The 25332-nt window shown below is 71.6% G+C and carries 26 protein-coding genes and 1 pseudogene; 9 read left to right on the forward strand and 18 right to left on the reverse strand.

The window, feature by feature from the left end; genetic code table 11:
• Positions 1–230 precede the first annotated feature (230 nt).
• Positions 231–428 (forward strand): hypothetical protein, encoded by a 198-nt coding sequence (locus ABZ693_RS06980; protein WP_359874204.1) that lies wholly within the window; start codon positions 231–233, stop codon positions 426–428.
• 167 nt (positions 429–595) lie between these two features.
• Here ABZ693_RS06980 and ABZ693_RS06985 read toward each other — a convergent pair whose 3' ends face one another.
• From ABZ693_RS06985 to ABZ693_RS07035, 11 genes and pseudogenes are all read right to left on the reverse strand, one after another.
• Positions 596–1651 (reverse strand): helix-turn-helix transcriptional regulator, encoded by a 1056-nt coding sequence (locus ABZ693_RS06985; RefSeq protein WP_359874206.1) that lies wholly within the window; start codon positions 1649–1651, stop codon positions 596–598.
• Positions 1652–1767: 116 nt separating this feature from the next.
• Positions 1768–2859, reverse strand: a complete 1092-nt coding sequence (locus ABZ693_RS06990) for a helix-turn-helix transcriptional regulator (RefSeq protein WP_359874208.1) — start codon at positions 2857–2859, stop codon at positions 1768–1770.
• A 124-nt stretch (positions 2860–2983) separates the two neighbouring features.
• Positions 2984–3424 (reverse strand): Fur family transcriptional regulator, encoded by a 441-nt coding sequence (locus ABZ693_RS06995; protein WP_359874210.1) that lies wholly within the window; start codon positions 3422–3424, stop codon positions 2984–2986.
• Between the two features lie 79 nt (positions 3425–3503).
• On the reverse strand, positions 3504–4454 hold the full coding sequence (locus ABZ693_RS07000) for an SAM-dependent methyltransferase (RefSeq protein ID WP_359874212.1): 951 nt from the start codon (positions 4452–4454) through the stop codon (positions 3504–3506).
• A gap of 300 nt (positions 4455–4754) precedes the next feature.
• Positions 4755–5606, reverse strand: a pseudogene (locus ABZ693_RS07005) (CU044_5270 family protein); the annotation flags it as partial.
• A 78-nt stretch (positions 5607–5684) separates the two neighbouring features.
• A complete protein-coding gene (locus ABZ693_RS07010; protein WP_359874214.1) occupies positions 5685–6164 on the reverse strand; it encodes a GNAT family N-acetyltransferase in 480 nt (159 codons plus the stop codon).
• A gap of 103 nt (positions 6165–6267) precedes the next feature.
• Positions 6268–7179, reverse strand: a complete 912-nt coding sequence (locus tag ABZ693_RS07015; RefSeq protein ID WP_359874216.1) for a M56 family metallopeptidase — start codon at positions 7177–7179, stop codon at positions 6268–6270.
• Positions 7176–7553, reverse strand: a complete 378-nt coding sequence (locus ABZ693_RS07020) for a BlaI/MecI/CopY family transcriptional regulator (RefSeq protein WP_359874361.1) — start codon at positions 7551–7553, stop codon at positions 7176–7178. The genes ABZ693_RS07015 and ABZ693_RS07020 overlap by 4 nt, the downstream gene beginning before the upstream one ends.
• A 524-nt stretch (positions 7554–8077) precedes the next feature.
• The gene (locus ABZ693_RS07025; RefSeq protein WP_359874218.1) at positions 8078–8359 is read right to left on the reverse strand and encodes a metal-sensitive transcriptional regulator; all 282 of its coding nucleotides are present in this window, start codon (positions 8357–8359) and stop codon (positions 8078–8080) included.
• Between the two features lie 44 nt (positions 8360–8403).
• The gene (locus ABZ693_RS07030) at positions 8404–10686 is read right to left on the reverse strand and encodes a heavy metal translocating P-type ATPase (protein ID WP_359874220.1); all 2283 of its coding nucleotides are present in this window, start codon (positions 10684–10686) and stop codon (positions 8404–8406) included.
• Between the two features lie 128 nt (positions 10687–10814).
• A complete protein-coding gene (locus ABZ693_RS07035; protein ID WP_359874222.1) occupies positions 10815–11102 on the reverse strand; it encodes a heavy-metal-associated domain-containing protein in 288 nt (95 codons plus the stop codon).
• Positions 11103–11332: 230 nt separating this feature from the next.
• On the opposite strand from ABZ693_RS07035, the gene ABZ693_RS07040 reads away from it, so the two are divergent.
• Positions 11333–12295: a DUF8832 domain-containing protein gene (locus ABZ693_RS07040; protein ID WP_359874224.1), complete on the forward strand. Its 963-nt coding sequence runs from the start codon at positions 11333–11335 to the stop codon at positions 12293–12295.
• A 29-nt stretch (positions 12296–12324) separates the two neighbouring features.
• Here ABZ693_RS07040 and ABZ693_RS07045 read toward each other — a convergent pair whose 3' ends face one another.
• Genes ABZ693_RS07045 through ABZ693_RS07055 form a run of 3 tightly spaced genes read right to left on the reverse strand, consistent with a single transcriptional unit; the run spans position 12325 to position 14862 of the window.
• Positions 12325–12945, reverse strand: coding sequence for a TetR/AcrR family transcriptional regulator (locus ABZ693_RS07045; protein ID WP_359874226.1), 621 nt, complete (start codon positions 12943–12945; stop codon positions 12325–12327).
• Positions 12946–13000: 55 nt separating this feature from the next.
• Entirely contained in the window at positions 13001–13735 is a 735-nt protein-coding gene (locus ABZ693_RS07050; RefSeq protein WP_359874228.1) for an ABC transporter ATP-binding protein, read from the reverse strand.
• Positions 13732–14862: an ABC transporter permease gene (locus ABZ693_RS07055; RefSeq protein WP_359874230.1), complete on the reverse strand. Its 1131-nt coding sequence runs from the start codon at positions 14860–14862 to the stop codon at positions 13732–13734. The genes ABZ693_RS07050 and ABZ693_RS07055 overlap by 4 nt, the downstream gene beginning before the upstream one ends.
• Before the next feature lie 276 nt (positions 14863–15138).
• Here ABZ693_RS07055 and ABZ693_RS07060 point away from each other — a divergent pair, with 276 nt between their 5' ends.
• The 5 genes from ABZ693_RS07060 (at position 15139) to ABZ693_RS07080 (ending at position 19187) form a co-directional block, all read left to right on the forward strand.
• Entirely contained in the window at positions 15139–15837 is a 699-nt protein-coding gene (locus ABZ693_RS07060; RefSeq protein WP_359874232.1) for a copper homeostasis protein CutC, read from the forward strand.
• A gap of 211 nt (positions 15838–16048) precedes the next feature.
• Positions 16049–16414: a hypothetical protein gene (locus ABZ693_RS07065; RefSeq protein WP_359874234.1), complete on the forward strand. Its 366-nt coding sequence runs from the start codon at positions 16049–16051 to the stop codon at positions 16412–16414.
• Positions 16407–17195, forward strand: a complete 789-nt coding sequence (locus tag ABZ693_RS07070) for a hypothetical protein (RefSeq protein ID WP_359874236.1) — start codon at positions 16407–16409, stop codon at positions 17193–17195. The genes ABZ693_RS07065 and ABZ693_RS07070 overlap by 8 nt, the downstream gene beginning before the upstream one ends.
• Before the next feature lie 6 nt (positions 17196–17201).
• A complete protein-coding gene (locus tag ABZ693_RS07075; RefSeq protein ID WP_359874238.1) occupies positions 17202–18056 on the forward strand; it encodes a transporter substrate-binding domain-containing protein in 855 nt (284 codons plus the stop codon).
• Positions 18057–18257: 201 nt separating this feature from the next.
• Entirely contained in the window at positions 18258–19187 is a 930-nt protein-coding gene (locus ABZ693_RS07080) for a hypothetical protein (protein ID WP_359874363.1), read from the forward strand.
• Here ABZ693_RS07080 and ABZ693_RS07085 read toward each other — a convergent pair.
• The 3 genes from ABZ693_RS07085 to ABZ693_RS07095 form a co-directional block, all read right to left on the reverse strand.
• A complete protein-coding gene (locus ABZ693_RS07085) occupies positions 19180–19611 on the reverse strand; it encodes a hypothetical protein (protein WP_359874240.1) in 432 nt (143 codons plus the stop codon). The two genes, ABZ693_RS07080 and ABZ693_RS07085, sit on opposite strands and share 8 nt — an antisense overlap.
• A gap of 113 nt (positions 19612–19724) precedes the next feature.
• A complete protein-coding gene (locus ABZ693_RS07090; protein ID WP_359874242.1) occupies positions 19725–20306 on the reverse strand; it encodes an HD domain-containing protein in 582 nt (193 codons plus the stop codon).
• 78 nt (positions 20307–20384) lie between these two features.
• Positions 20385–21605 carry an NsdA family TPR-like regulatory protein gene (locus tag ABZ693_RS07095; RefSeq protein WP_359874244.1) on the reverse strand — a complete coding sequence of 407 codons (1221 nt, stop codon included), beginning with the start codon at positions 21603–21605 and terminating at the stop codon, positions 20385–20387.
• Positions 21606–21732: 127 nt separating this feature from the next.
• Between ABZ693_RS07095 and ABZ693_RS07100 the strand changes: the two genes are divergently transcribed.
• Both ABZ693_RS07100 and ABZ693_RS07105 read left to right on the forward strand, forming a co-directional pair.
• On the forward strand, positions 21733–22041 hold the full coding sequence (locus ABZ693_RS07100; RefSeq protein ID WP_359874245.1) for a hypothetical protein: 309 nt from the start codon (positions 21733–21735) through the stop codon (positions 22039–22041).
• A gap of 606 nt (positions 22042–22647) precedes the next feature.
• Positions 22648–23205 carry a cysteine hydrolase family protein gene (locus ABZ693_RS07105; RefSeq protein WP_359874248.1) on the forward strand — a complete coding sequence of 186 codons (558 nt, stop codon included), beginning with the start codon at positions 22648–22650 and terminating at the stop codon, positions 23203–23205.
• Between the two features lie 65 nt (positions 23206–23270).
• Here ABZ693_RS07105 and ABZ693_RS07110 read toward each other — a convergent pair whose 3' ends face one another.
• Complete coding sequence (locus ABZ693_RS07110) at positions 23271–25316, reverse strand: HelD family protein (RefSeq protein WP_359874365.1); 2046 nt, start codon at positions 25314–25316, stop codon at positions 23271–23273.
• Positions 25317–25332: the final 16 nt, after the last annotated feature.

The raw sequence follows: 25332 nt of genomic DNA on the forward strand, positions 1-25332 counted from the left end.
CCGGGGGACGCCGGCCCGGCGGCGCGGCCCCATCCTTGATCGCTTTCCCGTAATTATCAACTCCCCTATTCCGATGGCATATTGACGCACTCACGCCATGGCGGGTCCACGCACCGAGAATGCCTGGATCGGCTTGGGAAGCCCCGACAGAATAGAGATGTCTTCAGGGAGCGCCCGGCGGCACGGGCCCCCGGAAGAAGGTGTGTCCCCACCCCACTCCTGGAGGAATCATGTCCGCTGAGCAGACCCAGGCCACCCGCCGGACCGTCCGCCAGTTCGCCCTCGCGCTCGTGGCCTGTCTGGCCGTCGCGGGCGGTGCGGCCCTGGTCAGCGCCACCGACGGCCCGACCGCCGCGACGCAGCAGCAGGCCGGTACGACCACCGACTGGCCGGCTCCGATCATGAAGCCGGTCTCCCCGGTCAACTGACCCGACCGCGCTCGCGCGCCCGGTCTCCCCGGTCGACCGACCTTCCCGGACGCCGACTTCCGACGCGTGAATTCCCCGTGACCGGCCTGCCACGGTCCCGGGGAATTCACGTGTCCTTTTGTATTCCGTGATCCGGAACTCTGAAATGCCGTTCGCATGACGGATGTTCAGTCGAGCCAGCCCAGCCGCAACGCGCGCACCCCCGCCTCGAAGCGGCTGGTGGCGCCGAGTTCCTGCATGACCTCGGAGATCAGCCGGCTGACCGTGCGCAGCGAGACGCCGAGGTGGCGGGCGATCTTCTCGTCCTTCATGCCGTCGGCGAGCATCCGCAGCGCGTTCCGCTGCTGCTCCGAGAGCCCGTCGCCGCCCCGGTCGGGCGCGATGTCGTCCCCGAACGGCGTCGCCGTGTGCCAGCAGTGCTCGTACAGGCTCAGGAAGCCCCGGACCAGCAGCGGACCGCCGGCCAGGATCGCCCCCTCACCCGGGGCGTCCGGCCGCAGCGGCAGCAGCGCGTACTGGTCGTCGACGATGACCATCGTGATCGGCAGCTCCGGCGCGACGCGGACCTCCACACCCAGCTCCGCGCGCATGTGCAGGACCTCCGCCGCCTCCGGAACACCGGCGTCCTGGCTGCGGTAGAGGCTGCGGATCCGTATCCCCTGATCGAGCTTGCCGCGGTCACGCCGGAGGATCCGCTCGGGATTCTGCCGGGCCGGCCCGGTCGGATACATCGAGCAGGAGGTCTCCTGCGTGGCGTCGAGGATGTCCTCCAGGGCCTGCTGGATCCGGCGGTAGTCGGTGATCGCCTCGACGGTGACGTCGGAGCCGGACAGCGAGCCCGGCCGCAGCAGGGTCGCCGTCAGCGTCTCCAGTGTGCTGTACGTCCGGTCCGCCTCGGCCAGATGCTCCCGCAGCCGGGCCCGCTCCCGGTCGATGGCCCGCAGCAGCGCGATCTCCGGATCGACCGACGCGACCGTGTTGCCGTCCGGCACCCACGCGGCGTCCTGGAGTTCGTCCTGGGCCGCGTGGGTGCCCGAGGTGGGGACGATCAGACCGAGGGCGATCAGCTCGGTGCGGCAGCCCTCGTACTCCTCGGGCGCGAACCCGAACGAGGCCACCACCTCCGCGAAGTCCGACACCCCGCGTCTGCGCAGTTCCTGGTAGAGGGGCACCAGGCGGTGGTCCGCCCGGCCGGCCCCCCCGGCCTCACCTGTCGTACTCATGGCGATGTCCCCCGCCTCGTCATCGGTCCGTTCCTGGTGGTCGAGATCGCAGAGTACGCCGAGGTATGTGAACCGTGGGCCGGCCCAAGGGCCTTGGGAAGGGAGCGGGCGAGCGGTCAGGCCGGCGGCTGGTCGGGCGACTCGCCGTCGAGCAGGCCGAGCCGGGCGGCCTTCACCCCCGCCTCGAAGCGGCTGGCGGCGCCGAGCTCCTGCATGACCTCGGAGATCAGCCGGCTCACCGTGCGCAGCGAGACCCCGAGATTGCGCGCGACCTGCTCGTCCTTGACCCCGGAGGCCAGCATCCGCAGCGCGGCGCGCTGCTGCTCGGTCAGCCCGTCGCCGCCGTTCTGGGGCGGCTCCTCCTGGCCATACGGGGTGGCCGCCTGCCAGCAGTACGCGTACAGCGCGCGGTACGAGCGGACCAGGCCCGGCCCGCGGGCCAGGATCGCGGCCGAGTCCGGGTCGCGCGGGTCGGTCGGGAGCAGCGCGAAGCACTCGTCGGCGAGGACCATGTTCATCGGCACCACCGGCGACAGCCGGATCTCCACGCCGAGCGCCGCCCGCTCCGCCAAGTACTGGATCATCTCCGGGACTTGACCGACCCGATGGCTGTACATGGCCTGGACGGCGACCCCGCGGGCGATCTGCTCGCGGTCGTGCTCCAGCGCCGCCGCCATCTCGTCGCGGCGCACCGAGCCGGTCAGCATCGACTGCACGGAACCGCGCACGGAGGCCGTCACGTCGGCCAGTTCGCGGCGGATCCGGTCCGCGTCGTCGACGATCTCCACCTCGACGTCGGTGGCCGGCTCCAGACCCGCGCGCAGGAACGGGCCGGCCAGGGTCTCCAGGGTGGTCTGGGCGCGGCTGGTCTCGGCGAGCCGGTTCTCCAGGCGGTCGCGTTCGTGCTGGAGCAGCCGCAGCAGCGCGACATCGGGGGCGACCACGGTGGTGCCGGATGTCGTGAAGGCGGAGTCCGGCGCGCGACCGGAGTCCGGACAGACGGCGGTGGTGGCGGTGGTGGACGTCCCGCTGGCCGTGGCGGTCGCGGCGGCCGGGGCCGGCTCGATCAGGCCGAGCGCCACCAACTCGGCGTGCGCGCTGTCCCGTTCGGCTTCCGTCAGCTCCAGCCGGGCGGCGACCCGGTCGAAGGACTCGCCCGGCGTGCCCCGTAGTTCCTGGTAGAGAGCGAGGGCCTGGTCGTCACCCATGCGGGCACCCGCGGAGGTTTTGGACACGGCGCAGCAGACTCCCCTCGGATCGTGTCGATCCCGTTGAAACGCCCCGCTAGACCCTGCCACATATTCGAACGCGACGCACGGTGTTCACATGGTCTCAGCGTGCGGGGGTCTCGTCGTCGCAATCCGGGCACAGGCCCTTGAAAACCACCTCGGCGTCACTGACACGCCAGTTCGGCAGGCTGCCGCGGGGTGGGGCGGGGGCGGTCGCCGACACGTTCTCCACCCGGCCGCAGTGCAGGCAGAGGGCGTGCTGGTGCGGCGGACCGGAGATCTCGAACACGGCGGGGAGGCCCGGCCGGTCGAACTTGCTGACGAGACCGGTCTCCTGGAAATGCCGGAGCATCTCGTAGACGGCCTGGCTGGTCAGCGTGCCCAGGTGTTCGCGGGCGGTCGCGGTGATCGCCTCGACGTCGAGATGGCCGCCGGCGGCGAGCACCGCGAGAACCTCCAGGCGCGGGCCGGTGACCCGCAGGCCGACGTCGCGCAGGCGCTGGATCACCGCCTCGCGGCCCGTCAGGTCTTCCACGACTGCCATCTTCTCCGCCCGCCACCTGGTCGGCCCAAACTTTTGTGGGCATCGTACCTCTTGGCCGTCCTGGCCGTCAGTGGGTGTTTCAGTCGTCCGTCCGGCATACGAGCAGGACGCTCTCGGTGCGTTCGTCGATCCGATGCCGCCTGCGGCCCTCGATATGGAGACCGGCCGCATGTAGTTCCGCCGCCAGATGCTCGCCGTCCACGATCCATTTGTCGGTACTCAGCACGATGCGTTCCGTCGACAGCTTCCCGGTGCGCGTCGCGTAATAGGTGATCCGCTCGCTCATCGTCCGCAGGTCGAAGTCCTGCCGGGCCACCACCCATTCGTCGATGCCGTCGAAGCGCGGCACCTGGAACGCCCAGGTCCGCTGCGGCTCGGCGATCAGCCCCGGCAGCAGATGCGAGGTGTAGTCGAGCGCGAGCGCTCCGCCCGCCCCCAGGTGCGAGGCGATCTCACGCAGCAGCCGGGGCCGCGCGTGGGGCGGAACGGCGGAGACCATCGCGCCCGCGAGCAGCGCGAGCCGGTAGTCGCCGTCGAGCCGCAGCTCGGTGAGGTCGGTCCGGTGCGTCACGATCAGCTCGGCGACCTGCGGGCCGATGCGCCGGGCCCAGTTCTCGAGGCGTTCCAGGGCAGGGCCGTCCCGGTCCACGGCCTCCACGGCGTAGCCGTGCCGGGCGAAGGGGACGGCGAGCCGTCCGGCGCCGGAGCCGAGATCGAGAACGGGGCCGCCGGTGGACCGGGCGAGACCGAGGTACCGGACGATGTCGGCGCTGTGCGGGCCGAGGAGCGCGTCGTGCAGCCAGACCGAGTCCTCGTCGCCGGGCGAGACCGTCTCCAGACCCGGAAGGGTGTCGGACCGGAGACGGATGCCGGCGCCGGGGGCGGGCAGGTCGAGGTGGCCCGAGAGTTCCGGGCGGTGCGGCGGGCGCAGCGGGTGCGCCGGGGAATGGGGACGTTCGTATCGGGACGGCAGGACCGGCGCGAGCGCTGCGGGCACGGCGGGCAGAGACGTGCCGCTCGATGTGTGCATCGCTCCTCCAGGGGCTCGCCGGTCCATGCCGTCCGAGCGGGGAGAACCCGTGCCGCCGGGTCCGCGCCGCTGTGCTCCATCCTGACCGGGAGTAAAGGGCGATTCCAGCGGATCCGGGGGCGTGAACACGCGATGGCGTGTGTCTGCCAGGGCCTCGCGGGGGCGCGTGGGGGGCGGCGGGGGGCGCGGGGCGATGCGGGTCGCGCTGTGCGGTGCGCGGGTGCGCGGGTGTGGGGCGCGGTGGTGTGGGGCGCGCCTCTCCCCGCCCATCGTGCGCGAGGGGCGGGGAGAGGCGTGGGGTCAGGCGGTGCCGTGGGTGGTGGGGCGGGTCTTCCGGGCGTCGACGACGGCGCGTTCCAGGATGGCGGTGCGCTCGGTGACGGTGCCGGGCTTGACGCCGTTGTACTCCTTGATCTGGACGCCGCGGCTGCCGAGGTAGGCGAAGGTGGTCCGGTCGAAGACCAGCTCGGTGCGCTCGCCGTACCGCTCGTCCACGCGGGCGAGGGCCAGGCCGGTGCGGCCCGTGGCGTCCTGGGAGTTCTCGACGACGACCACGCCGGGGATCTTCGCGGCGGCGCGGTAGAGCGCGGCGGCGGTCCGGGCCGGGACGAGCTGCTCGTTGATGATCGACTTGATCTCCTGGAAGGCCCGCTGGTCGCGGTCGCGCGTGTTCCCGGTGGTCGCGTAGATCGACTTCAGCAGCGCGCCGGGGTTGGTGGGCTGGGCCTTGAGCCAGTCGTACGACAGGTGGGACGGGGCCTTGCCGGGGATGTCCTTGCCGTTCACCGGCCGCGGGTGCAGCGGCTGCACCCAGGTCTTCCGCTCGCCGGTGTCGGCGTTGTTCGAGGTGGACTGGAAGGAGACCTCGCTCTTGACGTAGATGTACTGGCCGGGCTTCGGCTCCGGGGTCTGCTGCTTCGTCGCGGCGGTGGCGATCTGCTGGACGGTGGAGACGAGCTGGACGGTGCTGCCCGCCTCGATCGGGACGACGGCCGCTTCCACCGGAGCCGGCTCCCCGTCCGGTCCGGTGCCGGGGGTCAGCGCGCCGAAGGCGAGGACGCCGGCGAGCGCGGCGGCGGTGACCGGGACGGTGATCAGCAGGGCGCGCCGGACGGGCCGGGCGGTGGCCTCCGGGGCGGGAGTGCGTACGCGGCCGAGCGCGCGCGGCCCGCCACGGCGCTCCCCCGATCGGCAGGGGGAGGGGGCGGGTGCGGGGTGGCCGGAGAGGCGCTACAGCGCGCGGGCGAGGCGGGTGCCGGTCAAGGGGGCGAAGCCGGCGCGGACGTAGAAGGGGAGGGACGGGTCGTTTTCAGTGGCCAGGGTGACGCGCTGTTCGGTCGCGCCGAAGGCGCGCATGCGGTCGGTGGCCGCCGCGAGAAGTGCTTCGCCGACGCCGGTGCAGCGGGCTTCCGGGGTTACCGCGAGGGCGTACAGCTCGCCCTCGCCGGGGACGGGGACGCCGCCGGCGGCCACGCCGAGCAGGGTGCCGTCCGGGGCGGCGGCGACCAGCCAGCCGAGCCAGCCGGGGGCGCCGCCGGGAATTTCAATTTCGGCCCTGATACGGGGAAGTGAGCATTGTGTGGAGACCAGGCGCCGGGTGGGGGTTTCTCCGAGTATTTCCGTATAGCTGTCCCGAATTGACTCCGCGAGGAGTCTGGATATCTTCGTCGCTTCGGAGGCCTCTGCCGCCCGCACGTCAGCCAGCTGCATTGGTTTGTACCCTTCGACGTGCCGAGCCGAACGTCAACGTACCCACAATAGCCGGGAATTCAGGCGGATGTGACCGTTATGAAATCTACGAATTCCCTTAGTATTAATTCGGGAAGGCGCAGCACGCGATGATCAGTGGCGCCGCCGCGAGCGCCGCCGCCGAGATCGTGAGCAGGCCCCAGAGGACCGGATGTCCGTTGCTGTGCGGGGTGAGGATCCGGCGCATTCGCAAAGCCGCCGAGGGTCCGCCCGCGCCGAACGCCTCGGTCGGCGCCCGCCCGGAGGCGAGTGCGTAGAGGGCGGTCGCCAGGGCGTCGCGCGAGCAACGCCGCAACGCCCGGTCGTCCGCGGTCATTTCGAGTAGCAACGGCACGGCGTTCCGGCCGTGCCGGGCGAGCGGCAGGTGCGGGAAGATGGCCGCGAACGACTCGACGGCGGCCACGAGTACGTGGTGACGCCCCGTGATGTGGGCCCGCTCGTGCGCGAGCGCCGCGTCCAACTGCGGTGCGGTGAGCGTGTCGAGGGCGCCGGAGGAGACGACGACCCGGCGCACCCGGCCCGGCAGGCAGTAGACGGCCGGGCGCGCGTGGTCGAGGACGGTGGCGCGCAGCCTCACGTCGTACCGCCCGACCAGATGGAGCGTCCGCGCGTGCCGGCGCCGGCTCCGGCGGGCCTTGAGGAGGGTACGGGCGAAGCCGGCCGCCGGCACGCACAGGGCGACGAGCCCGACCGAGGCCGCCACCACCTCCAGCGGGGTGAGCTGCGTGACGGTGCCGGGTGGCGGGAACCGAAGCGCGAACAGCGCGTCGCTCAGCCGGTGTCCGGTCGCGCTCGGCAGGATCAGCTGCACCGGGAGCAGTGCCGCCGATCCGGCGAACAGCAGTCCGCTCGCGGCCCACACGGTGAGCGCGAGGCGGGGCGCCTGCTGGGCCCAGCGGGCCCGTACGAGCAGCCAGGGCACCAGGAATCCGGTGCTCAGGGCGAGCGCGAGCGGGGGCAGGACGTGGTGGTTCATCGCTCCTCGCCGCCGGGGCCGCGCCGCGCGGTGCGCAGGGCCGCGTCGAGGGCGGCCATGTCCTCGTCGGAGATGGTCTCCACGAACCGCAGCAGCGCCGCGGGCCGGTCCAGGCTGTCGCCGAGCGCGTCCTGCATCAGCCCGGCGGTGTACTCCTCGCGGCTGCGCACCGGTTCGTACAGCCAGGCCCGGCCGGTCTTCTCGCGGCGCAGCCAGCCCTTGCGGTGGAGGATGTCGGCGACGGTCATCACGGTCGTGTACGCCACCCGGCGCCCCCGATTGATGTCGTCGACGACCTCCCGCACTGTGGCGGGCCGCTGCCAGCTCCACAGTCGGTCCATGATCTCCGCCTCCAGGTCTCCCAGCCGGCGCACGTGCATCCCCTCCCCGCTCCCGCTCACGGGCGGCTCATCGTACGGGCCGCCGAACCCGACCAGGTATACCCCCTGGGGGTACGATCCGGGAATGACGGCCCTCATGGAACAACGCCCTTGTGCGAAGGTCTGCGTCCCCGGTCTGCCCGGTTCGGTGGAGCTGGTGCTCCTCCGTCAGGTGCTCGGCCTGTGTCTCCGGCTGAGTGTCAGGCTGGCGGCGGACTGCCCCTCGCACAAGGGTCGTTGAGACTCTGTTCGTTTGTTCGTCCGGTTCGGTCGGATCTTCGGCTCCGGAGCTTGAGAGGCTCCGGAGCCGTCCGGGGTTCCGCCGCCCGGCCGCTTCGACGGCCCGGTGGCGGATCGGATGGTGGATCCGGCGGTGGATCCGGCGGCGGATCCGGATCGGGGCCGGGCCCTGACGGTGACTGTTCCGTCAGGGCCCGGCCCCGTTCGCGTTCCGGTGTCTCCAACTATGGTGGGGTTACCGGCTGTTCGGTTGTTCGGTTGTTCGGTTGTCGAGTCGTTCAGGTTCTGATCAGGCGGGCGATCGCCTTGGACGCTTCGCCGACCTTGACCTTGGCCTGGTCTCCGCCGGTCTCGATGGCCTCTGTGACGCAGCAGCTGAGATGCTCGTCCAGGAGGGCCACCGCACAGGACTGGAGTGCCGCGTTGATGGCCGAGACCTGGGTCAGGACGTCGATGCAGTAGGTGTCCTCGTCGACCATCCGCTGCACCCCCCGGACCTGGCCCTCGATGCGGCGCAGACGCCGGATGATGTCTTCCTTGTGCTGTACGTAACCGGCCACGGCGGCCTCCTTGTCGGAACAGTTACAGCAGGCGGTGGCGGTGGTTACTTGGCGCTGTTGTCTGCGGCCTGGAAGCCGCGGAGGCGGAGGCTGTTGCCGACCACGAAGACCGAGGAGAAGGCCATCGCGGCACCGGCGATCATCGGGTTGAGCAGTCCGGCCGCGGCGAGCGGCAGGGCGGCCACGTTGTAGGCGAAGGCCCAGAACAGGTTCGAGCGGATGGTGCCGAGCGTCTTGCGGGACAGCCGGATCGCGTCCGCCGCGGCCCGCAGGTCGCCTCGTACGAGGGTCAGGTCGCCGGCCTCGATGGCGGCGTCCGTACCGGTGCCCATCGCGAGACCGAGGTCGGCCTGGGCGAGCGCGGCGGCGTCGTTGACACCGTCGCCGACCATGGCGACCGAACGGCCCTCGGCCTGCAGGCGCTTGACCACGTCGACCTTGTCCTGCGGCATGACCTCGGCGAAGACCTGGTCGATGCCGACCTCGGCGGCGACGGACTCGGCGACCGCCTGGTTGTCACCGGTGAGCAGGATCGGGGTCAGGCCGAGCGCGCGCAGCCGGCGGATGGCCTCGGTGCTGGTCTCCTTGATGGCGTCGGCGACCTCCAGGACCGCGCGGGCCTTGCCGTCCCAGGCGACCGCGATGGCCGTCTTGCCGGCCTTCTCGGCCGTGGCCTTGGCCTCCTTGAGACCGGCGGGCAGCTCCATCGCCCACTCTTCGAGCAGCTTCTCGCGGCCGACGAGGACGGCGTGGCCCTCGACGATGCCCTGGACACCGAGTCCGGGAATGTTGGCGAAGTCCTCGGGGGTGGGCAGGGTGCCGACCTTGTTGGCGGCGCCGGTGGCGACGGCCTGGGCGATCGGGTGCTCGGAGGAGTGCTCCAGGGCGCCGGCCAGGCGCAGGACGTCGGTCTCGTCCGTACCGTCGGCGGTGTGCACCTTGATCAGGGTCATGCGGCCGGTGGTGACGGTGCCGGTCTTGTCCAGGACGATGGTGTCGACCTTGCGGGTGGTCTCCAGGACCTCCGGGCCCTTGATGAGGATGCCGAGCTGGGCGCCGCGGCCGGTGCCGACCATGAGGGCGGTCGGGGTGGCCAGACCCAGGGCGCAGGGGCAGGCGATGATCAGGACGGCGACGGCGGCGGTGAAGGCGGCGGTCAGTCCGGCGCCGGAGCCGAGCCAGAAGCCGAGCGTGCCGAGCGCGAGGGCGATGACGACGGGGACGAAGACGGCGGAGATCTTGTCGGCCAGGCGCTGGGCGGCGGCCTTGCCGTTCTGGGCGTCCTCGACGAGCTTGGCCATGCGGGCGAGCTGGGTGTCGGCGCCGACGCGGGTGGCCTCGACGACCAGGCGGCCGCCGGCGTTCAGGGTGGCGCCGGTGACGGAGTCGCCGACCCCGACCTCGACGGGCACGGACTCACCGGTGAGCATCGAGGCGTCGACGGCCGAGGAGCCCTCGACGACGGTGCCGTCGGTCGCGATCTTCTCGCCCGGGCGGACCAGGAAGCGGTCGCCGACCTGGAGTTCGGCGGTCGGTACGGTGACCTCGCGGCCGTCCCGCAGGACCGTGACCTCCTTGGCGCCCAGCTGCATCAGAGCCTTGAGCGCGGCACCGGCCTTGCGCTTCGAGCGGGCCTCGAAGTAGCGGCCGGCCAGGATGAAGGTGGTGACGCCGGCCGCGGCCTCCAGGTAGATGTTCCCGGCGCCGTCGGTGCGGGCGATCGTGAACTCGAAGGGGTGCGTCATGCCGGGCGTGCCGGCCGTACCGAGGAACAGCGCCCACAGCGACCACAGGAACGCGGCGATGGTGCCGACCGAGATCAGCGTGTCCATCGTGGCGGCGCCGTGCTTGAGGTTCGTCCACGCGGCCTTGTGGAACGGCCAGGCGGCGTACGTGACGACCGGCGCGGCGAGCGTGAGGCTCAGCCACTGCCAGTAGTCGATCTGGAAGAGCGGCACCATCGCCATGGCGATGACCGGCACGGTCAGCCAGACGGCGGTGGTCAGCCGCTGCCGCAGCGGGCGCAGCTCCGCGTCCGCCTCTTCCTCCTCGGACAGGCCCTCGCCGCCGTCCCCGCCGGCGCCGGCCGGGCGCTCGGGCTGCGGCTCCTTGGCGGTGTAGCCGGTGGCCTCGACCGTCGCGATCAGGTCGTCGACCGGGATGTCGGCGGAGAAGGTGACCTTCGCCTTCTCGGTCGCGTAGTTGACGGTGGCCTCGACCCCGTCCATGCGGTTGAGCTTCTTCTCGATACGGGCCGCGCACGAGGCGCAGGTCATGCCGCCGATGGCGAGCTCGACCTGGGCGGTGCCCGGAGTGGTCGTGGTCATGAAACTGCTCCTCTTTCTGTGAGGCTCGGTGCCTCAGCGGCCCGCAGCGGGGTGCGGACGGGGGGCGGGGGCCGGGGCCCGGGCGTGGTGTGGGCGAGCCCCGGCGGCCGGATGGTGCGGGCCGGCCGTCAGGCGCGGCCGGTCAGCTCGTAACCCGCGTCGTCGACCGCCGCGGAGATCGCGGCGTCGTCGGGCTCGCCGCCGGTGACGACGGTCACCTTGCCGGCGGTCACGTCGACGTCCACGGAGATGACGCCGTCAAGGGCGCTGACGGAGTTGGTGATCGCGGTGCGGCAGTGACCGCAGGTCATGCCGGTGACCGCGTAGACGGTGCTGGTGCTGTCGGCGACCGCGGTGGCCGTGGTGGCCTCGGCGTTGGTCGAGCAGCTGTTGTCGGGGGTGCAGCAGGAACCCATGTCGTCCTCCGTGTCAGATACCCTCGGGGGGTATGGCTTACGAGTCCATGTATACCCCCCGGTGGTATCGGACGCAAGTGTGGACCCGGCTTGACTTGATACCCCCCAGGGGTATGGTGAGGTGCAAGGAAGGGAACGGGAGTGCCGCTGAAGGGTCGGCGCGCCCGCGCCATCACCCAGGTACGTACGTCCATATGTCCACGTACGCGTCCAAGTACGGGAGAGCAGCCATGAACACCGGAGTGAAGATCACTGCCTATGCCGCCGCGCTCGCCGCGACCTTCGGGACGGCGTACGGGGTCGGCGTGGGCGTCGGCCCGATCGGCGAGCCCGCGAAGCCGGAGCACGGCGGCAACCACGCGCCGAAGGCCGGGGGCGAGGAGAAGCCGGACACGGGCGCGAACGCGGGTGCCGGGCATGAGGGGCACGAGACGGCGGGGAAGCCCGCGGGCGCCTCCGCGGGTCACGCCGGGCACGAGGAGGCCACGGCCGATCCCGCCGGCGGCCTCACGGTCTCGGAGGACGGCTACACCCTCGCGCTCGACACCCCGACCGCGAAGTCCGGCAAGAGCACCCTGAAGTTCTCGATCAAGGGCCCGGACGGCAAGAAGGTCACCGCCTTCACCAAGGAGCACGACAAGGAGCTGCACTTCATCGTCGCCTCCCGCGACCTGACCGTGTACAAGCACCTGCACCCGGAGAAGGCCGCCGACGGCAGCTGGACGGCGGCCGCGGACCTGCCGGCGGCCGGCGCGTACAAGGCGTTCGCCGACTTCAAGCCCGCCGTCGCGGGCGCCAAGAACATCACCCTCGGCGCGGACCTCTCGGTGCCGGGCGCGTACACCCCGAAGCCGATGCCGGCCGTGTCGACCACCGCCGGCGTCGACGGCTACCAGGTCCGCCTCGGCGGCACGCTCGACCCGGGCGAGGCGGGCGAGCTGAAACTCACCGTCGGCAAGGCGGGCAAGCCCGTCACCGACCTGGAGCCGTACCTCGGCGCGTACGGACACCTCGTCGCGCTCCGCGACGGCGACCTCGCCTACCTGCACGTCCACCCGAACGAGGGCGGCCCCGGCCCGGACGTCTCCTTCACCGCGACCGCGCCGAGCACCGGCACGTACCGCCTCTTCCTCGACTTCCAGCACGAGGGCAAGGTGCGCACGGCGGCGTTCACCGTCCGCGCGGGGTCGTAAGGCCTGGTGCCCTGCCCCGCTTCGGTTCCCTATCCCGCTTCGCTGCCGTGGCCCGTTTCGCGCCCCGTGGAGCCGGCCGGGGTGAGGCAGCGGCGTACGAGCGCGAGAGCGCGTTCGGTGACCGTGTCGAGGGGCGCGCCCTGTTCGACGGCGGAGAGGGCCGTGTGCAGCATTCCGGCGATCAGGTCGGCCGTGAGCGCGGGCTCGGGAACGCCGAGCTGCCGGACGGCGGCGCGGAACGGTTCGACCTGCTCCAGATGGAGCTCCCTCAGCCGTCGCAGGCAGGCGGGGGGAAGGCCGGCGTCCATCAGGGCGGCGGCGGGCCGGTGGGCCCCCTCGGCGCCGAGGCGGAGGCTTTCCCCGAAGAACGCCTCGACGCGTTCCAGCGGGCTGTCCGCGGTGGCCAGGGCGCGGGCGAGCGCCTCATTGGAGCGCCGGAAGGCTTCCTCCGTGATCGTGCTCAGAAGGGCCGCGGAGGAGTCGAAGTACTGGTACACGCTGGAGCGGGCGAGGCCCGCGCGGGCGCCGACCGCCGCGGGGGTGACGGCGGTGGCGCCCTCGTTGACCAGGATGTCGATCGCCGCCTCGATCAGCGCCTCGCGTTGCTGGGCACGATGCTCGGCGACGGTGGGGGCGTTGATCTTCGGCATGCGGGGCGGACTCCTGGGTGGCGGACGGGGCCGGGAGCGAGGGTGCGGGCGAAGGTCAGGAAAGGCGGCCGTCGACCATCTCGTACACCCGGTCTGCGGCGTCCATTATCGCCGCGTCGTGAGTGACCATGACCGTCGCCGTTCCGCGTTCATGGGTCTGCTCGGCGATCAGCCGTACCGCCTCGGCGGAGCGGACCCGGTCCAGCGCGGAGGTGGGCTCGTCCACGAGCAGGACGGCGGGGGAGGCCATCAGGGCGCGGGCCAGGCCCGCGCGCTGGCGTTCGCCGCCGGACAGCTGGTGCGGCCGGGAGCCGGTGCGGTGGGTGAGCCCGACGGCTTCGATGAGTTCGGCGGCCCGGACGCGGGCTGCGGCGTCGAGGCGTCCGTCGATGTGCAGCGGGAGCAGGAGCTGTTCCAGGACGGTGAGGGAGGCCAGCAGGTTCGACTGCTGGAAGACGAAGCCGATGTGGTGGCGCCGGGCCTCGGTGCGCTGCTTGTCCGACAGGGCGGTCAGCTCGGTGCCGGCGATCCGGACGGCGCCGGAGGTGGGGCGCTGGAGGCCGCCCGCGACGGCGAGGAGGCTGGACTTGCCGGATCCGGAGGGGCCGACGACGGCGACGAACTCGCCGGGGGCGACGCGCAGGCTGACGTGGTCGAGGGCGGTGACGGCGGCGTCACCGTCCCCCAGGGTGAGGGTGACGTCGTCCAGGCGCAGGCCGCCGGAGCCCGCGGCGTCCGGGGTGGCCGGGGCGGCCCGGTGGCCGGCGGCGGAGGCGGCGGAGGTGGTCATCGGGTGGCTCCCAGAGCGGTCAGGGGGTCGACGGCGGTGATGCGGCGGACGGCGACGACGGCGCCCACGGTGCCGAGGGCGATGAGGAGGCCGGAGGAGGTGGCGATGGCCGGGGCGGAGAGGGAGAAGGGAGCCTTGCCGATCATCACGCTGCCCAGGGCCAGGCCGACGGCGGTGCCGGCCGCCGTGGCGCCGACGAGCACGGCGACGACCTGGGCGAGCGCGTCGCGCAGGATGTACCCGGTGGGGGCGCCGAGCGCCTTCAGCAGGGCGATCTCGGCCTTGCGCTGGACCGTCCAGACGGTGAAGAACGCGCCGACGACCAGGGCGGAGATGGCGTACAGGAAGCCCTTGATCAGGGCCATGGTGCTCGACTCGGCCGCATAGCCGGGGGACGCGTCGAAGGTGGCTTCCCTGGTCTCGGCGCGGGTCCCGGTCGCCTTCTCCACCGCGGCGGCGGAGGCGCCCGGCTTCAGGGTCAGGGCGACGGCGGTGGCCTCGCGGCTCGCTGCCTCCGGCAGGTTCCCCGGGAGGCCGTAGTGCAGGTGCCGCCAGGTGTCGAGGTCGGTGTAGGCGACGCCGATGTGGCCGTAGGAGACGGTCTCGTCGACCAGGCCCACGACCTTCAGCCGCACCTCGCTCCGGTCGGCGGTCAGGACGTCGCCGATCCGCACGCCGAGATCGGCGATCTCGCGGGTGATCACGACGCCTCCCGCGCCGCCCTCCTTCAGGCTCCTGCCCTCGGTGGGGGCCGGGGCCAGGGAGGAGTCCGCGGCCATGCCGAAGACGGCGAGGTTGACCTGCTCGCCCTTCTTGGCGCCCTGGGTCACCTGGGCGTTGGCCAGGGTGTTCCCGAAGGGCTCCGCGCGCTCCACCCCCGGGGCCCCGGCCCACGTCCGCCAGTCCTCCTCGTCCACGGTCGAGCGGGAGAACTGCTCGCTGGTCGCCTTCTCGTCGAAGGCCAGATGGGTCACGGGCAGCGCGCGCAGACCGGAGATTCCGGCGTCCGCCAGGCCGGAGGCGAGTCCCGACAGCAGGACGCCGAGCACGGCGATGAGCGCGACCACCGCGCCCATCAGGGCGAAGCGACCGCGGGCGAAGCGCAGATCGCGTAGGGCGAGGAACACGGAATTCTCCGAGCGGTGAGGGTGATGGGGGCATGGCGACCGAGCACGTCAGCGCTTTGCCTAAAGTTGACGACTCAAGTGTCGGCATCTTATCCAATGTTGTCGACACCCCTGTCGGTATGTTGGGCGGGCCGGATCGCGACGGGCTCGCCCCGCCCCGGTAAAGAGGGCCGTTCGCACGATGCGGGAGGTCACGCGCACGGCTAGTCTGGTGACGGGACATTGGACTAGACCTGTAAGACCCGTAGCCGTGCGATCCGTGGAGGAATGGGCTCGATGAGCGACCGTGCAGTGCTGGAGGTGATCGCGCTCGACGAGGCGGACGCGGTCGCCGCCCAGGCCGGTGGGGCGGACCGCCTGGAACTGGTCACCGACATGGCGGCGGACGGGCTCACCCCGTCCCAGGCCGCCTTCACGGCGATCCGCGCGGCGGTCGACATCCCGCTGCGCGTGATGCTCCGGCTGACGGACGGCTTCGCGGCGGGCGACGCCCGGCAGGTGGCCGACCTCGTACGGCGCGCGGTCGCGCTGCGCTCGGCCGGGGCCGACGAGTTCGTGCTCGGCTTCCTCACCCCGGATGGCCAGCCCGACCTGGTCGCGATCGAGCGCCTGATCGCCGTCCTGGACGGCTGCCACTGGACCTTCCACCGCGCCATCGACCGCGCCGCCGACCGCGACCACCTGCGCCGTCAGCTCGCGGACATGCCGGGCCTCGACACGTACCTGACAGCGGGCGCCGCCACGGGGGTCGACGACGGCCTGGACGTCCTCGCGGCCGAGGCCGCGCGGACCGGCGAACCGGGCTACGAGCCGACGATCCTGGTCGGCGGCGGCCTCCGCCTCGACCACCTCCCGCGCCTGCGCGCGGCCGGCCTCACCGCCTTCCACATCGGCGGCGCGGCCCGCCCGAACGGCTGGGCGGCACCGGTGGCGGAGAAGTCGGTACGGACGTGGCGCGAGGCGATCGACGCGTAGGGAGCGACGCGTAGGGGAGGTGCTCGACGCGCAGGGAGCGACGCGCGGGAGCCGACGTGCCAACGGGGCGTCAACCGGGGCCCATTCGAGCGCCAGCCGGGCGTCAACCGGGCGTCAACCGGCTGGATCGAAGCCATGACCGCGGCCGCTCCCGCGCGCTAATGTCTGATGCCTTGTCATCCATCCTTCATGGGGGGGGTGTGAGCAGGGCGTGACTCGTTGGCAGAGGATTGTGCTCGTCACGGCCGGGTCGGTGGTCACCGTCTCGACGCCGCTGTTCTGGCTCCTGGGTGATCCGGACACCGGACAGTTGGTCGGTGCCTCGGTCCAGGCCGGGGCCGGAATCGCGGCGCTGCTCCTGCCCGTGCTGTGGCGGCCGGACCGCCAGGACCGCCCCGGTCCGCGGGCTGAGGCCGTCGACACCGGGAAAGCCGTCGCGAACGGCGGCAGCTCCGCGAACACCGGTGTACGGCTGGGCGGGAACGCGGGCGGCATCGCGTCCGCGCGGGCCGAACGGACCGGTGACGCCACCGCCGAGGGCGGCGGCACCGCCAACTCCGGAGTCACCGATGTCTGATCCGGTGACCGACGGCGAAGGCCACCCCAAGGACCCGACGGTATCCGCGTCCGAGACGGGCGCCGCGCGGGCGCATGACGGCGGCACGGCCATCAGCGGGACCGTCGTCGGCAGCAACTTCAACAGCCGCGTCTACACACTGCACTTCTGGGGGCGCGCCGCCGGCTGGAGCATCCCGACGGTGCTCGTCGGGCTGATCGCCGTCGTCACGCTGGTACGGCAACCAGAAGGCCGCATAGGGCAGTTCACGCCGGTGTACGTGCTGCTGGGCGCCGCGCTGCTGGCATCCGTACTCCTGACGATGCTCGCGGGAGAACAGGCCGGCCGGGGCGACTTCTTCCGGTCCGGATTCAGGCTGCCCGCCGCATTGTTGTGCCTGGTCGCCGCCGGGGCCGGACTGCTGTGGATGGAATATCTCCGGGACCACGGGGAAGTGGATGTCGCCGGTCGGCACTTCCGCATCGAGAATGCCACCGAAGTGGGGAACGGCGAAGGGGCGACCCTGGTGGTCGACGCCGCCGGGATGGAGCGCGACGGCATGAATGTCACGGTCTCCATCAAGAACCGCAACTCGAAGGCAGGATCCTGCGCGAGGGCGACTCGGCTCGGTGTGGCGCTCGAAGGTGAGCGGGCGCAGCGCGTCAACAGGGAACTCGGAGACGGGAATACCGCCGTATTACAGCTCGACGGCGGAAGCGAGATCCGGGTCCGGCTCACCGTTCACACGGAAAACGGATGCCGGGTGAACCTCGGGGTCACCAAAGTTCTCATGTACGGGTGAGGAGTCATGATGAGCGCGTGGCGAACTGCCAGGCGGGCGGCGGCGGGACTCGGAGTTCTGACCCTTCTCGCGGCGGCTGCCGCGTGCAGCGAAGGGTCGACGTTCCTCGGCCGGGATCAGGTCGTGGTCGCTCACAAGGGCGACCAGCCGGGCACCTCCTTCTGGGATGGGTCGAAGTATTCGGGCTTCGACGCGTACGTAGGAGCCCATGTCGCAAAGGGGTTGGGGGTCAAGTACATCCCCAAACTGATCACCTCCGACGTGCGCGAGAACGAGATCACCGATGGTGTGGCCGGCATGGTGATCGCCACCTACTCGATCACCGAGGACCGCGAGGACAAGGTCGACTTCGTCGGCCCGTACGCCGTGACGAATCAGGGCTATATGGTCCTGGCCGGCCCCGGCCACCCGATCCGGTCGGAGAAAGCGCTCGTGGGGAAGAACATCTGCACCATGACGAGCACGACCGCCGTCGAAAACCTGGAAGGCAGGGGCTTGAACAAGCCCGTACAGGTGGCGAATGCCTCCATGTGTATGAAGAAGCTGCTGGACGAAGAGGTGGATGCCTTCTTCATGGACGAGATGATTCTCCACGGATTCAAGGCGGCCAATCCCGGCGTCGACCTGCGTATCTTCCCAGGCCAGGCCGGGGAGCCGCAGTTCTATGGCATCGGCATGCCCAAGGGTCATCAGAAAGACTGCGAAGACCTGAAGGAGATCGTCAAAGACTACGTCCGGGGCGGCCAATGGACGACGGACTTCGGGGCGTCGCTACCCGCGTTCGCGAAAGAACACCCGGACAAGGTGGACGAGCACCGGCCCAGCACTGGACTCATCGACAAGCTCTCGTGCAAGGGATGAGGGCCTGACGGGCGAGGTGGGGCGCGGCAGTTGGTCAGCCGGCTGCCCGACCTGATCAGAGAGCCTCCACGTCCCGTCACTTTCACGCACCGTGTCCGGACGGGCGCGGAATGTGCGGTACGGTGCGCGTGAAAACGGCCCCCGCGATGGCGGCAACCATCGGCGAGGGCCTCGACCACTAGTGGACGGAGCTCCACCGTGATGTATCGGCACTTTATCGCGCCCGCGCGCGGTTTCACCCAGTTCTCGCACGGCCTCATCCGGCATCCGCGGCTCAACTCGGACGCGGTGCGGATCCTGACCTGGCAACTCTCGCTCCCCGAGGGGGCGAAGGAGTCGCTGTCCCGTACGGCTGAACGCGCCGGGATCGGGGCGTGCGCGTTCACCCGGGCGAAGCGTCAACTGCTGGCGGAGGGCTTCCTCCACGAGCGCCGGAGCCAAGGTCCCCGGGGGCGGTGGACGACCCAACACGTGCTCTCCAACCAGCCGTTGAGCGAGGCGGAGGCGGCCAAGCTGATGGGCCGGGAGCCGGGGACGGTGGTCGTCGCCGCATCGGCGCCGGGTCCCCGGATTCCGACGGTCGGTGAGCCGAGGGGTCCGCTGGCCGACGGTTCTCCAAAGCAAGACCGTGTCGTAGACACCTCCGACCATCCGCCCGAGGACGGCGCCCCGGAGCGGGAGCCGGAGCGGGAGCAGGTGGCCGAGCCGGAGCGGGAGCCGGTGGCGGAAGCCCCCGAGCCGGACGTACGCGCCTCGGCCCGCGCCCTCGTCGGCGCACTGCCGCTGCTCTCGCCTCTGCTCCGCCACATCCCGCCCGGCATGCGGGACGAACTGACCCGGCTGGCCGCCGACTGGCTGACGGCTGGGCACAGTTCCGCCGACATCCACGCCCACCTGCTGCGCGGCCTGCCCAAGAACGGCACCCCGGTCCACCGCCCGGGCGGCCTGGTTCGCTACCTGCTGCGCGACGTCCCGCCCACGGACCCCGCGTCGCCGCCGCCCCCGTCCGGCCCGCGCCTGTCGTCGCGGCTGGCCGGAGCGCGGGAATGCGAGAGCGGTCGGCACACCCAGCCGATGCTGTTTCGGCCCTCCGCCGACGAGACCCTGTGCCCGTCCTGCGCCGCTAAATGACGACCGGGTTGGCTTCCGAGACGCAGCCGGTCCCGACCACCCAGAACACCTCCACCGGCAGGCCGTGCATCTTGCCCCAGCCGCCGCGCGAGTCGGTGCAGTACAGCTGGGTCGAGCCCTTCCCCGGTTCCTGGGAGCGGAGCACGACCGGCCCGCGCTCCGGGTAGGGCTGGATCTCCTCGGAGTACGGGTCGGTCCGCACGCCCTTGTCGCAGCCCAGGCCGACAGCACCGGGATCGCCCAGGCCCAGCCGTCGCGCCAACTCGAAGATGGGGGTGACGTCGTAGCCGATCGGAGGGTGCTGGACGTCGACCGTGCCCAGCGAACACATCAGCGCCGGGGTGTCCCGGGGGGCCGCCTCGGCGGGTGCGGCCAGGCCCAGGGCGACCAGGGCGGCGGAGACAGCGGTGAGAGTCTTCTTCATGACGCCGATGGTGGCCCGCACACAACCGGCGAAAGCGGTCTTCAGCGCATGAACGCCAACCCTTCACGCCTCCTCGGTATTCGCGCGCCCCCTGGTGCGCTCCGGGGCGGGGCTCAGCGATTCAGGAAAGTCCTGCGCCACTCCAGCGGCGACATCGTCAGAGCGGCCTCGGCCAACTCCCGCGCGGAGTCCGTCCGCAGGCTGCTCAGCGAGGTGTCGATCCAGTCCTGGACCAGGGCGTATCCCTGCGCCCGGTACTCCACGGCCTGCACCAGACACTCCAGCTTGTCGGCGTCCCGCGCGACGACCGACTCGCGCGTCTCCTTCGCCTCGTACTCCCCGACCACCCGCCGCACCCCGTCCCGCACCGCCGGATGCGCGGCGGACACCTGATCCTCGGTGACGGTCTCGTTGGCGGCGGCGTCGAGATAGCGGCGGCCGATGTGCGGGATGTCCCCGATCCGCGTCTCCTGCGTGTCGTGGAACAGACACATCAGCGCGACCTTCGCCGGATCCACCCCTTCCATCATGGCCAGCACGGCCCCGATGACCCCGACCCGGAACGAATGCTCGGCGATCGACTCGGGGTTGTTGTTGCCGGTGAACCACCATCCGGTCCGTTTGGCGTTCTTGAGCACGCCCATCTCGAAGATGAAGCCGGCTGTGCCCTCGGCGTACGCGGTGTCGTCTGCCATGCGGTGACCTCCGGTGTCGCGTGCGAACAGACCCAACGTAGCCCCCCCCACGCGCCCGGGAGCCCGCATTCCCCCGTGTCAGTCGAGCGTCGCCAGCGCGTCGAACAACTCCCGCCCCTCGGCGGCCCGGTGGCGCAGGAGGAGGCCGGCGACCTTGTGGAGTTCGTGCCAGGCGTGCGGTCTGCCGACGTCGGCGGCGTCCCCGACGACGGTCAGCGCCGTCGTCAGCGCCGCCCCGGGCTCCCCGGTGCCCGCGTACGCGTGCGCCAGGCAGGCCCCGTACCAGGCCCGGTCCCGGCGGTACGACGGGGCGAAGCCCGCGAGCCCGGCACGCAGGTTCTCCGCCGCCCGCTCCCACGCGTTCAGGTGCAGGTCGGCCATGCCGCGCTGGGCCGAGAACCAGGACTCGCCGTAGAAGTAGAGCCAGGGCGGGGCGTCGACGGCGGTCGTGATGACGCGCTGGGCCTCGTCGAGACGGTGGTACGCGGCCCGGGCGTCCCCTTCGAGGGCATGACCGCGCCCCGCCATCTGGAGCGCCATGGCCCTGGTCGTCGCGGTCGCCCCCGGCGTCGTCGCGGCGGCCTCCGCGAGCCGGACACAGCGCCGTCCCCGGCCGTGCGACCAGGCGGTGTGGGCCCGCATGCTGAGAGTGGTCGCCGCCATGTCGCCGTATCCAGCCTCCAGGGACCAGTCGTACGAACGGTCGAACCACCCCTGTGCGGCCGGGGACTTGTCCTGGTCGTGGGACATCCACGCCAGGAACTGCGCGTACTCGGCCAGCAGTCGGACCAGACGGTCGGCGAGCGGCCCGCGAGCCTGGTCGTAGAGTCCGTAGACGGCGTCGAACTGCGCGGCGACCACACCGTTCATGACCCGCGAGCCCAGAGTGTCCTCGGCGCGGCGGTGCGCCGCCAGCAAGCGGTCCATCTCGTCCAACGAGGCGGTGTCCAGCCGGAGTCCGCCCTGCCGCACCCGCCGCAGCCGGTCCGCGGCGCCGTCCGAGACGAGCTCGGGGAGTACCAGGGAAGGCAGCGGCGGCTCGGGCCGGTTCCGCCCGAGCACATCGGCCGGGACACCCAGCCCCTCGACGATTCGCTGCCGTACCTCGACCGAGGTCACGGCCCGGCGCCGGTTCTCGATCGCGGACACGTCGGGCTGGGCCAGCCCGACGAGCGCGCCGAGTCTGCTCTGACTGCTCCAGGTCAGGGTCCGCCAGATGCGCAGGACGCGCGGCCAGTCCTCGACGGCGGCGGCGGCGCGTAGTTCGGGGTGTGCCCAGACGTTCGGCTCCGGCTCCATTCCCGAAATATAGGACGGCTCTATAGGCCCGCGAGGTGGATGCGCTCGCCCGCCGCCCGACAAGGTGATCCTCGCGCCGGTCGTTGCCGCCGGTGCGAATCCGGCCTTCCGAACGAGGAGCGATGCCATGACCAGGTTCGATCCGCCCCCGGGCACGCCGAGCCGCGCGCTGCGGGTGCGGGCCGCCGCCGGGTGGGAGCGGTTCATGCGCGACGCCGGGGCGAAGGGGGCCTACCCGGTCGGGGCAGACGGCTACGAACAGCACCCGCTTCTCCGTACGCGGGTCCGCGATACCGCGAACGGCGCCGAGGGCGAACTGACCGCCGTCACCCACGAACTACACAGTGACGGAAGGGTTGTGCGCGTCGCGCACATCCGCGCGGCGAACGGCATCGAGTGGACGGCGTCGGCCGACAACGTCCAGGCCGCCTACTGACCGTCGGGGGGACGAGGCATCCGAGCCGTGATGAACCGGGGCCGGCCTCTCAGAATCCCGGGACGGGAATGAGGCTCGGCCACCACTCCGGGGCGCCGCTGGGGCACGGTGGAGTGGCAGAGCCCTCCCAGAAGAGGGAGACGGCGCACCAGACAACGCCGAGGAGCGTGACCGCGAGGCCCCCTGCATGAAGAAGGGGACGATTCCCGAGAAGGGCTCCCACCGTGACCCAGACCAGCAGGAGGACCGTCCAGAGGGCCGGGATGAACAGCCACAGCAGGAAACCGCTGTTGGCGGCGTTGTTCACACCTACGTCACAGGCGGTCCACGACCTGCCCAGAAGCACGGCGGTGGAGACCGCGAGAAGCAGAGTCACCGCCGCCCCGACCCATCCGTGCAGCCGTCGACTTCCCACAGGCCCCCCACTCGCCATCCGCTGCGGGACGCACCGGATCCCCATTCCCCAGCCCCCCCGGCGCTACCACCAGGGGTCGAACCCCGCTGGATCCTAGTGATCGCATGATCTGCCGGACGGTGCCTAAAGACGTGACGGGGGCGGGCGCGGTCCGTAGCCTGCGGGAAAGGGAGACCGGAGGGGAGTCCGACGTGAGTACGGCATTGATCATCGGTGACATCCAGCAGGGCATCACGGGGAGTTACCCGTTCGCGCATCGGGTGGTGGCGCCGCTCGCCGAGCTGTTGCCGCGGGCCCGGGTGGCGGGGGTGCGGGTCGTGTTCGTGCGGTTCGCGCTGCGGGGCAACGGGGCCGATCTGCCGCCGGACAACGAGATGTTCAGGATGTTCCACGCGGCCGGGGACACCTTCCACGAGGGATCGCCCGGGACGGAGCCCACTCTGCCGGTCGCGGTCGAGGACATCGTCGTGACGAAGCGCCGGGCCAGCGCGTTCGCCGGTACGGATCTCGACCTCGTACTCCGGGCGAACGGGGTCACCTCGCTCGTCGTCGCCGGCGTCGCGACCAGCGCCATGGTGGCCGCGACCTGCTACGACGCGGCGGACCGCGACTACCGGGTGACCGTCCTGCGCGACGGCTGCGGCGACGGCGACCCGGCCGTCCACGACTTCTTCATGGACACCGTCTTCCCCGCCCGCGGCTTCGAGGTCACGACCTGCGCCGACTGGCCGGGAGAGCCCGCGCCGTGACCGTCGCCGCCGGGTAGACGGTCACGGCCAGGGCCACGGGCGGCGGGCTGAGAGGGTAGGCGCGGTTACGCCAACTGCTCGGGCAGATCGGTCATATGGAGGATCGTCAGGCCGGACACGGCTCGCGTCAGGGCCACGTACAGGCGGCGCAGGCCGGTGCGTTCGTCCGGTTCGCCGGCGACGACGGCCGCCGGCTCGTCCAGGACCACGTAGTCGTACTCCAGGCCCTTCGCGAGCGACGCCGGTACGAGCGTGAGCCGCGACTCGGCCGTGGTCTCCTCGCCGGGGGAGAGGTACGCGTGCCCCGCCGCCTCCAGCGCCTCCGCGAGCGGTGCGATCCGCGCGTCGGCGGCGATCAGGCCGATCGAGCCCTCGTGCTCCAGTGCCTCGGCGCACGCCGCCACGACCGCCCGGTCCCGCTCCTCGGCGTCGACGCGCCGTACGAGCAGCGAGCCCGGGTTCTCTCGTACCGACTCCACCGGCGCGAGCCCCGGCGACATGTGCGGCAGCAGTCGCGACGCGTACGCGATCACCTCGCGCGGCACACGGAAACCGGCCGTCAGCTCCTCGACGATCGCCTCCGGCTTGCCCAGATGCGTCAGCGCCTGCGCCCAACTCTCCGTCGCCCAGGGGGTGGTGCCCTGCGCCAGGTCGCCGAGGACCGTCGCCGAACCCGTCGAACAGCGCCGGCCCACCGCCCGGTACTGCATCGGCGACAGGTCCTGCGCCTCGTCGAGGACGACATGGCCGAGCGAGTGCGTCCGCTCCACCAGATCCCGCGCCTCGTCGATCAACACGGCGTCCGCGGCGGACCACTTGGCCGTCTTCACGCTGCGGGCGGGCTTCGCCCACAGCAGCGCCTTCCGCTCGTCCTCTTCGAGGATCCCGTCCGCGTGCTCGGCCAGGAACGCGGGCTCGCTCAGCAGCCGCAGCACCAGCTTCGCCGGATCGACGGCCGGCCAGCACTCCTTCACGACCGCCTTGACCGCCGTGTTGCGGGCCACCGCGTTCTGCACCCGGTCGTCGGGCGCCTCGCCCGCCTGCTCCATCCGGACCAGGACCGCGTGCGCGATGCGCTGCGGCAGAGCCTCGCGGGCAGCCCCGTACCGGATGTCGCGGTCGGTCAACTCCCGGACCATCTCCTCCAGTTCGTACGCCGGTACGCGCCAGCGCCGCGAACCGCGGACCACCATCAGCGGCTCCGTGGGCGGCGTCACGTGCGACCACACCGCGCGCCGCAGCACCTCCGCCATCCGGGCGTCGCCCTTGACGACGGCGGTCGCCGCCTCGTCCGCGCCCCGCACCTCGACGTGCGCGACCAGGTCGTCCACCGTCGCCTGCCGCACCTCCAGCTCGCCGAGCGCCGGCAGCACCTGCTCGATGTACTGGAGGAAGGAACGGTTCGGCCCGATGACGAGCGTGCCCGTCCGCGCCAGCCGCTCCCGGTGCGCGTAGAGGAGGAACGCGACACGGTGCAGGCCGACGGCCGTCTTTCCGGTACCGGGGCCACCCTGCACGCACACCGTGCCCGACAGGTCGGAACGGACGATCTCGTCCTGCTCGGGCTGGATCGTGGCGACGATGTCGCGCATCGGACCGACACGCGGCCGCTCGATCTCCGCCTGGAGCAGCCGGCTGGTCTGTTCCAGCTCGGCGGGGTCGGAGAGATGCTCGTCCTCGTACGCGGTGAGGTCGCCGCCCGTGTAACCGAACCGGCGGCGCAGCCCGACGTCCTGCGGGTCCTTCTTCGACGCCCGGTAGAACGGCTGCGACACCGGCGCACGCCAGTCGATCACCATCGGGTCGCCCTGCGCGTCGTGCACATGGCGACGGCCGATGTAGAAGCGCTGCCCCTCCTGCGTGGTGTGCAGATAGTCGAGCCGGCCGAAGAAGAGCGGCGTGTCCGCGAGGTCGGCGAGCGCCTTGATGCGGTCCTCGATCTGGCGACCGAGGATCAGCGAGTTGACCCAGTTCGCGCTGACGTCGCGGATGTCGAGCGACTCCACCTCCTCGCGCATCGCGCGCAGCGCGGAGCGGGACGAGGACAGATGGGCGCGCTCGCGGGCGAGCGGGTCGGAAAGCGGGTCGGATTCGGTCGGGGACACGGACACGGACACGGGTGCTGCC

The organism is Streptomyces laurentii (genome assembly GCF_040635425.1).
Lineage (GTDB): Bacteria > Actinomycetota > Actinomycetes > Streptomycetales > Streptomycetaceae > Streptomyces > Streptomyces laurentii.

What these genes read in the sequence shown, in the direction of transcription:
- ABZ693_RS07000 (WP_359874212.1), bottom strand. Translation starts at nt 4,454, where the DNA reads ATGCACACATCGAGCGGCACGTCTCTGCCCGCCGTGCCCGCAGCGCTC.
- ABZ693_RS07095 (WP_359874244.1), bottom strand. Translation starts at nt 21,605, where the DNA reads ATGGAGCCGGAGCCGAACGTCTGGGCACACCCCGAACTACGCGCCGCC.
- ABZ693_RS06980 (WP_359874204.1), top strand. Translation starts at nt 231, where the DNA reads ATGTCCGCTGAGCAGACCCAGGCCACCCGCCGGACCGTCCGCCAGTTC.
- ABZ693_RS07090 (WP_359874242.1), bottom strand. Translation starts at nt 20,306, where the DNA reads ATGGCAGACGACACCGCGTACGCCGAGGGCACAGCCGGCTTCATCTTC.
- ABZ693_RS07060 (WP_359874232.1), top strand. Translation starts at nt 15,139, where the DNA reads ATGAGCGACCGTGCAGTGCTGGAGGTGATCGCGCTCGACGAGGCGGAC.
- ABZ693_RS07030 (WP_359874220.1), bottom strand. Translation starts at nt 10,686, where the DNA reads ATGACCACGACCACTCCGGGCACCGCCCAGGTCGAGCTCGCCATCGGC.
- ABZ693_RS06990 (WP_359874208.1), bottom strand. Translation starts at nt 2,859, where the DNA reads ATGGGTGACGACCAGGCCCTCGCTCTCTACCAGGAACTACGGGGCACG.
- ABZ693_RS07015 (WP_359874216.1), bottom strand. Translation starts at nt 7,179, where the DNA reads ATGAACCACCACGTCCTGCCCCCGCTCGCGCTCGCCCTGAGCACCGGA.
- ABZ693_RS07100 (WP_359874245.1), top strand. Translation starts at nt 21,733, where the DNA reads ATGACCAGGTTCGATCCGCCCCCGGGCACGCCGAGCCGCGCGCTGCGG.
- ABZ693_RS06985 (WP_359874206.1), bottom strand. Translation starts at nt 1,651, where the DNA reads ATGAGTACGACAGGTGAGGCCGGGGGGGCCGGCCGGGCGGACCACCGC.
- ABZ693_RS06995 (WP_359874210.1), bottom strand. Translation starts at nt 3,424, where the DNA reads ATGGCAGTCGTGGAAGACCTGACGGGCCGCGAGGCGGTGATCCAGCGC.
- ABZ693_RS07085 (WP_359874240.1), bottom strand. Translation starts at nt 19,611, where the DNA reads ATGAAGAAGACTCTCACCGCTGTCTCCGCCGCCCTGGTCGCCCTGGGC.
- ABZ693_RS07075 (WP_359874238.1), top strand. Translation starts at nt 17,202, where the DNA reads ATGATGAGCGCGTGGCGAACTGCCAGGCGGGCGGCGGCGGGACTCGGA.
- ABZ693_RS07035 (WP_359874222.1), bottom strand. Translation starts at nt 11,102, where the DNA reads ATGGGTTCCTGCTGCACCCCCGACAACAGCTGCTCGACCAACGCCGAG.
- ABZ693_RS07045 (WP_359874226.1), bottom strand. Translation starts at nt 12,945, where the DNA reads ATGCCGAAGATCAACGCCCCCACCGTCGCCGAGCATCGTGCCCAGCAA.
- ABZ693_RS07040 (WP_359874224.1), top strand. Translation starts at nt 11,333, where the DNA reads ATGAACACCGGAGTGAAGATCACTGCCTATGCCGCCGCGCTCGCCGCG.
- ABZ693_RS07070 (WP_359874236.1), top strand. Translation starts at nt 16,407, where the DNA reads ATGTCTGATCCGGTGACCGACGGCGAAGGCCACCCCAAGGACCCGACG.
- ABZ693_RS07080 (WP_359874363.1), top strand. Translation starts at nt 18,258, where the DNA reads ATGTATCGGCACTTTATCGCGCCCGCGCGCGGTTTCACCCAGTTCTCG.
- ABZ693_RS07010 (WP_359874214.1), bottom strand. Translation starts at nt 6,164, where the DNA reads ATGCAGCTGGCTGACGTGCGGGCGGCAGAGGCCTCCGAAGCGACGAAG.
- ABZ693_RS07050 (WP_359874228.1), bottom strand. Translation starts at nt 13,735, where the DNA reads ATGACCACCTCCGCCGCCTCCGCCGCCGGCCACCGGGCCGCCCCGGCC.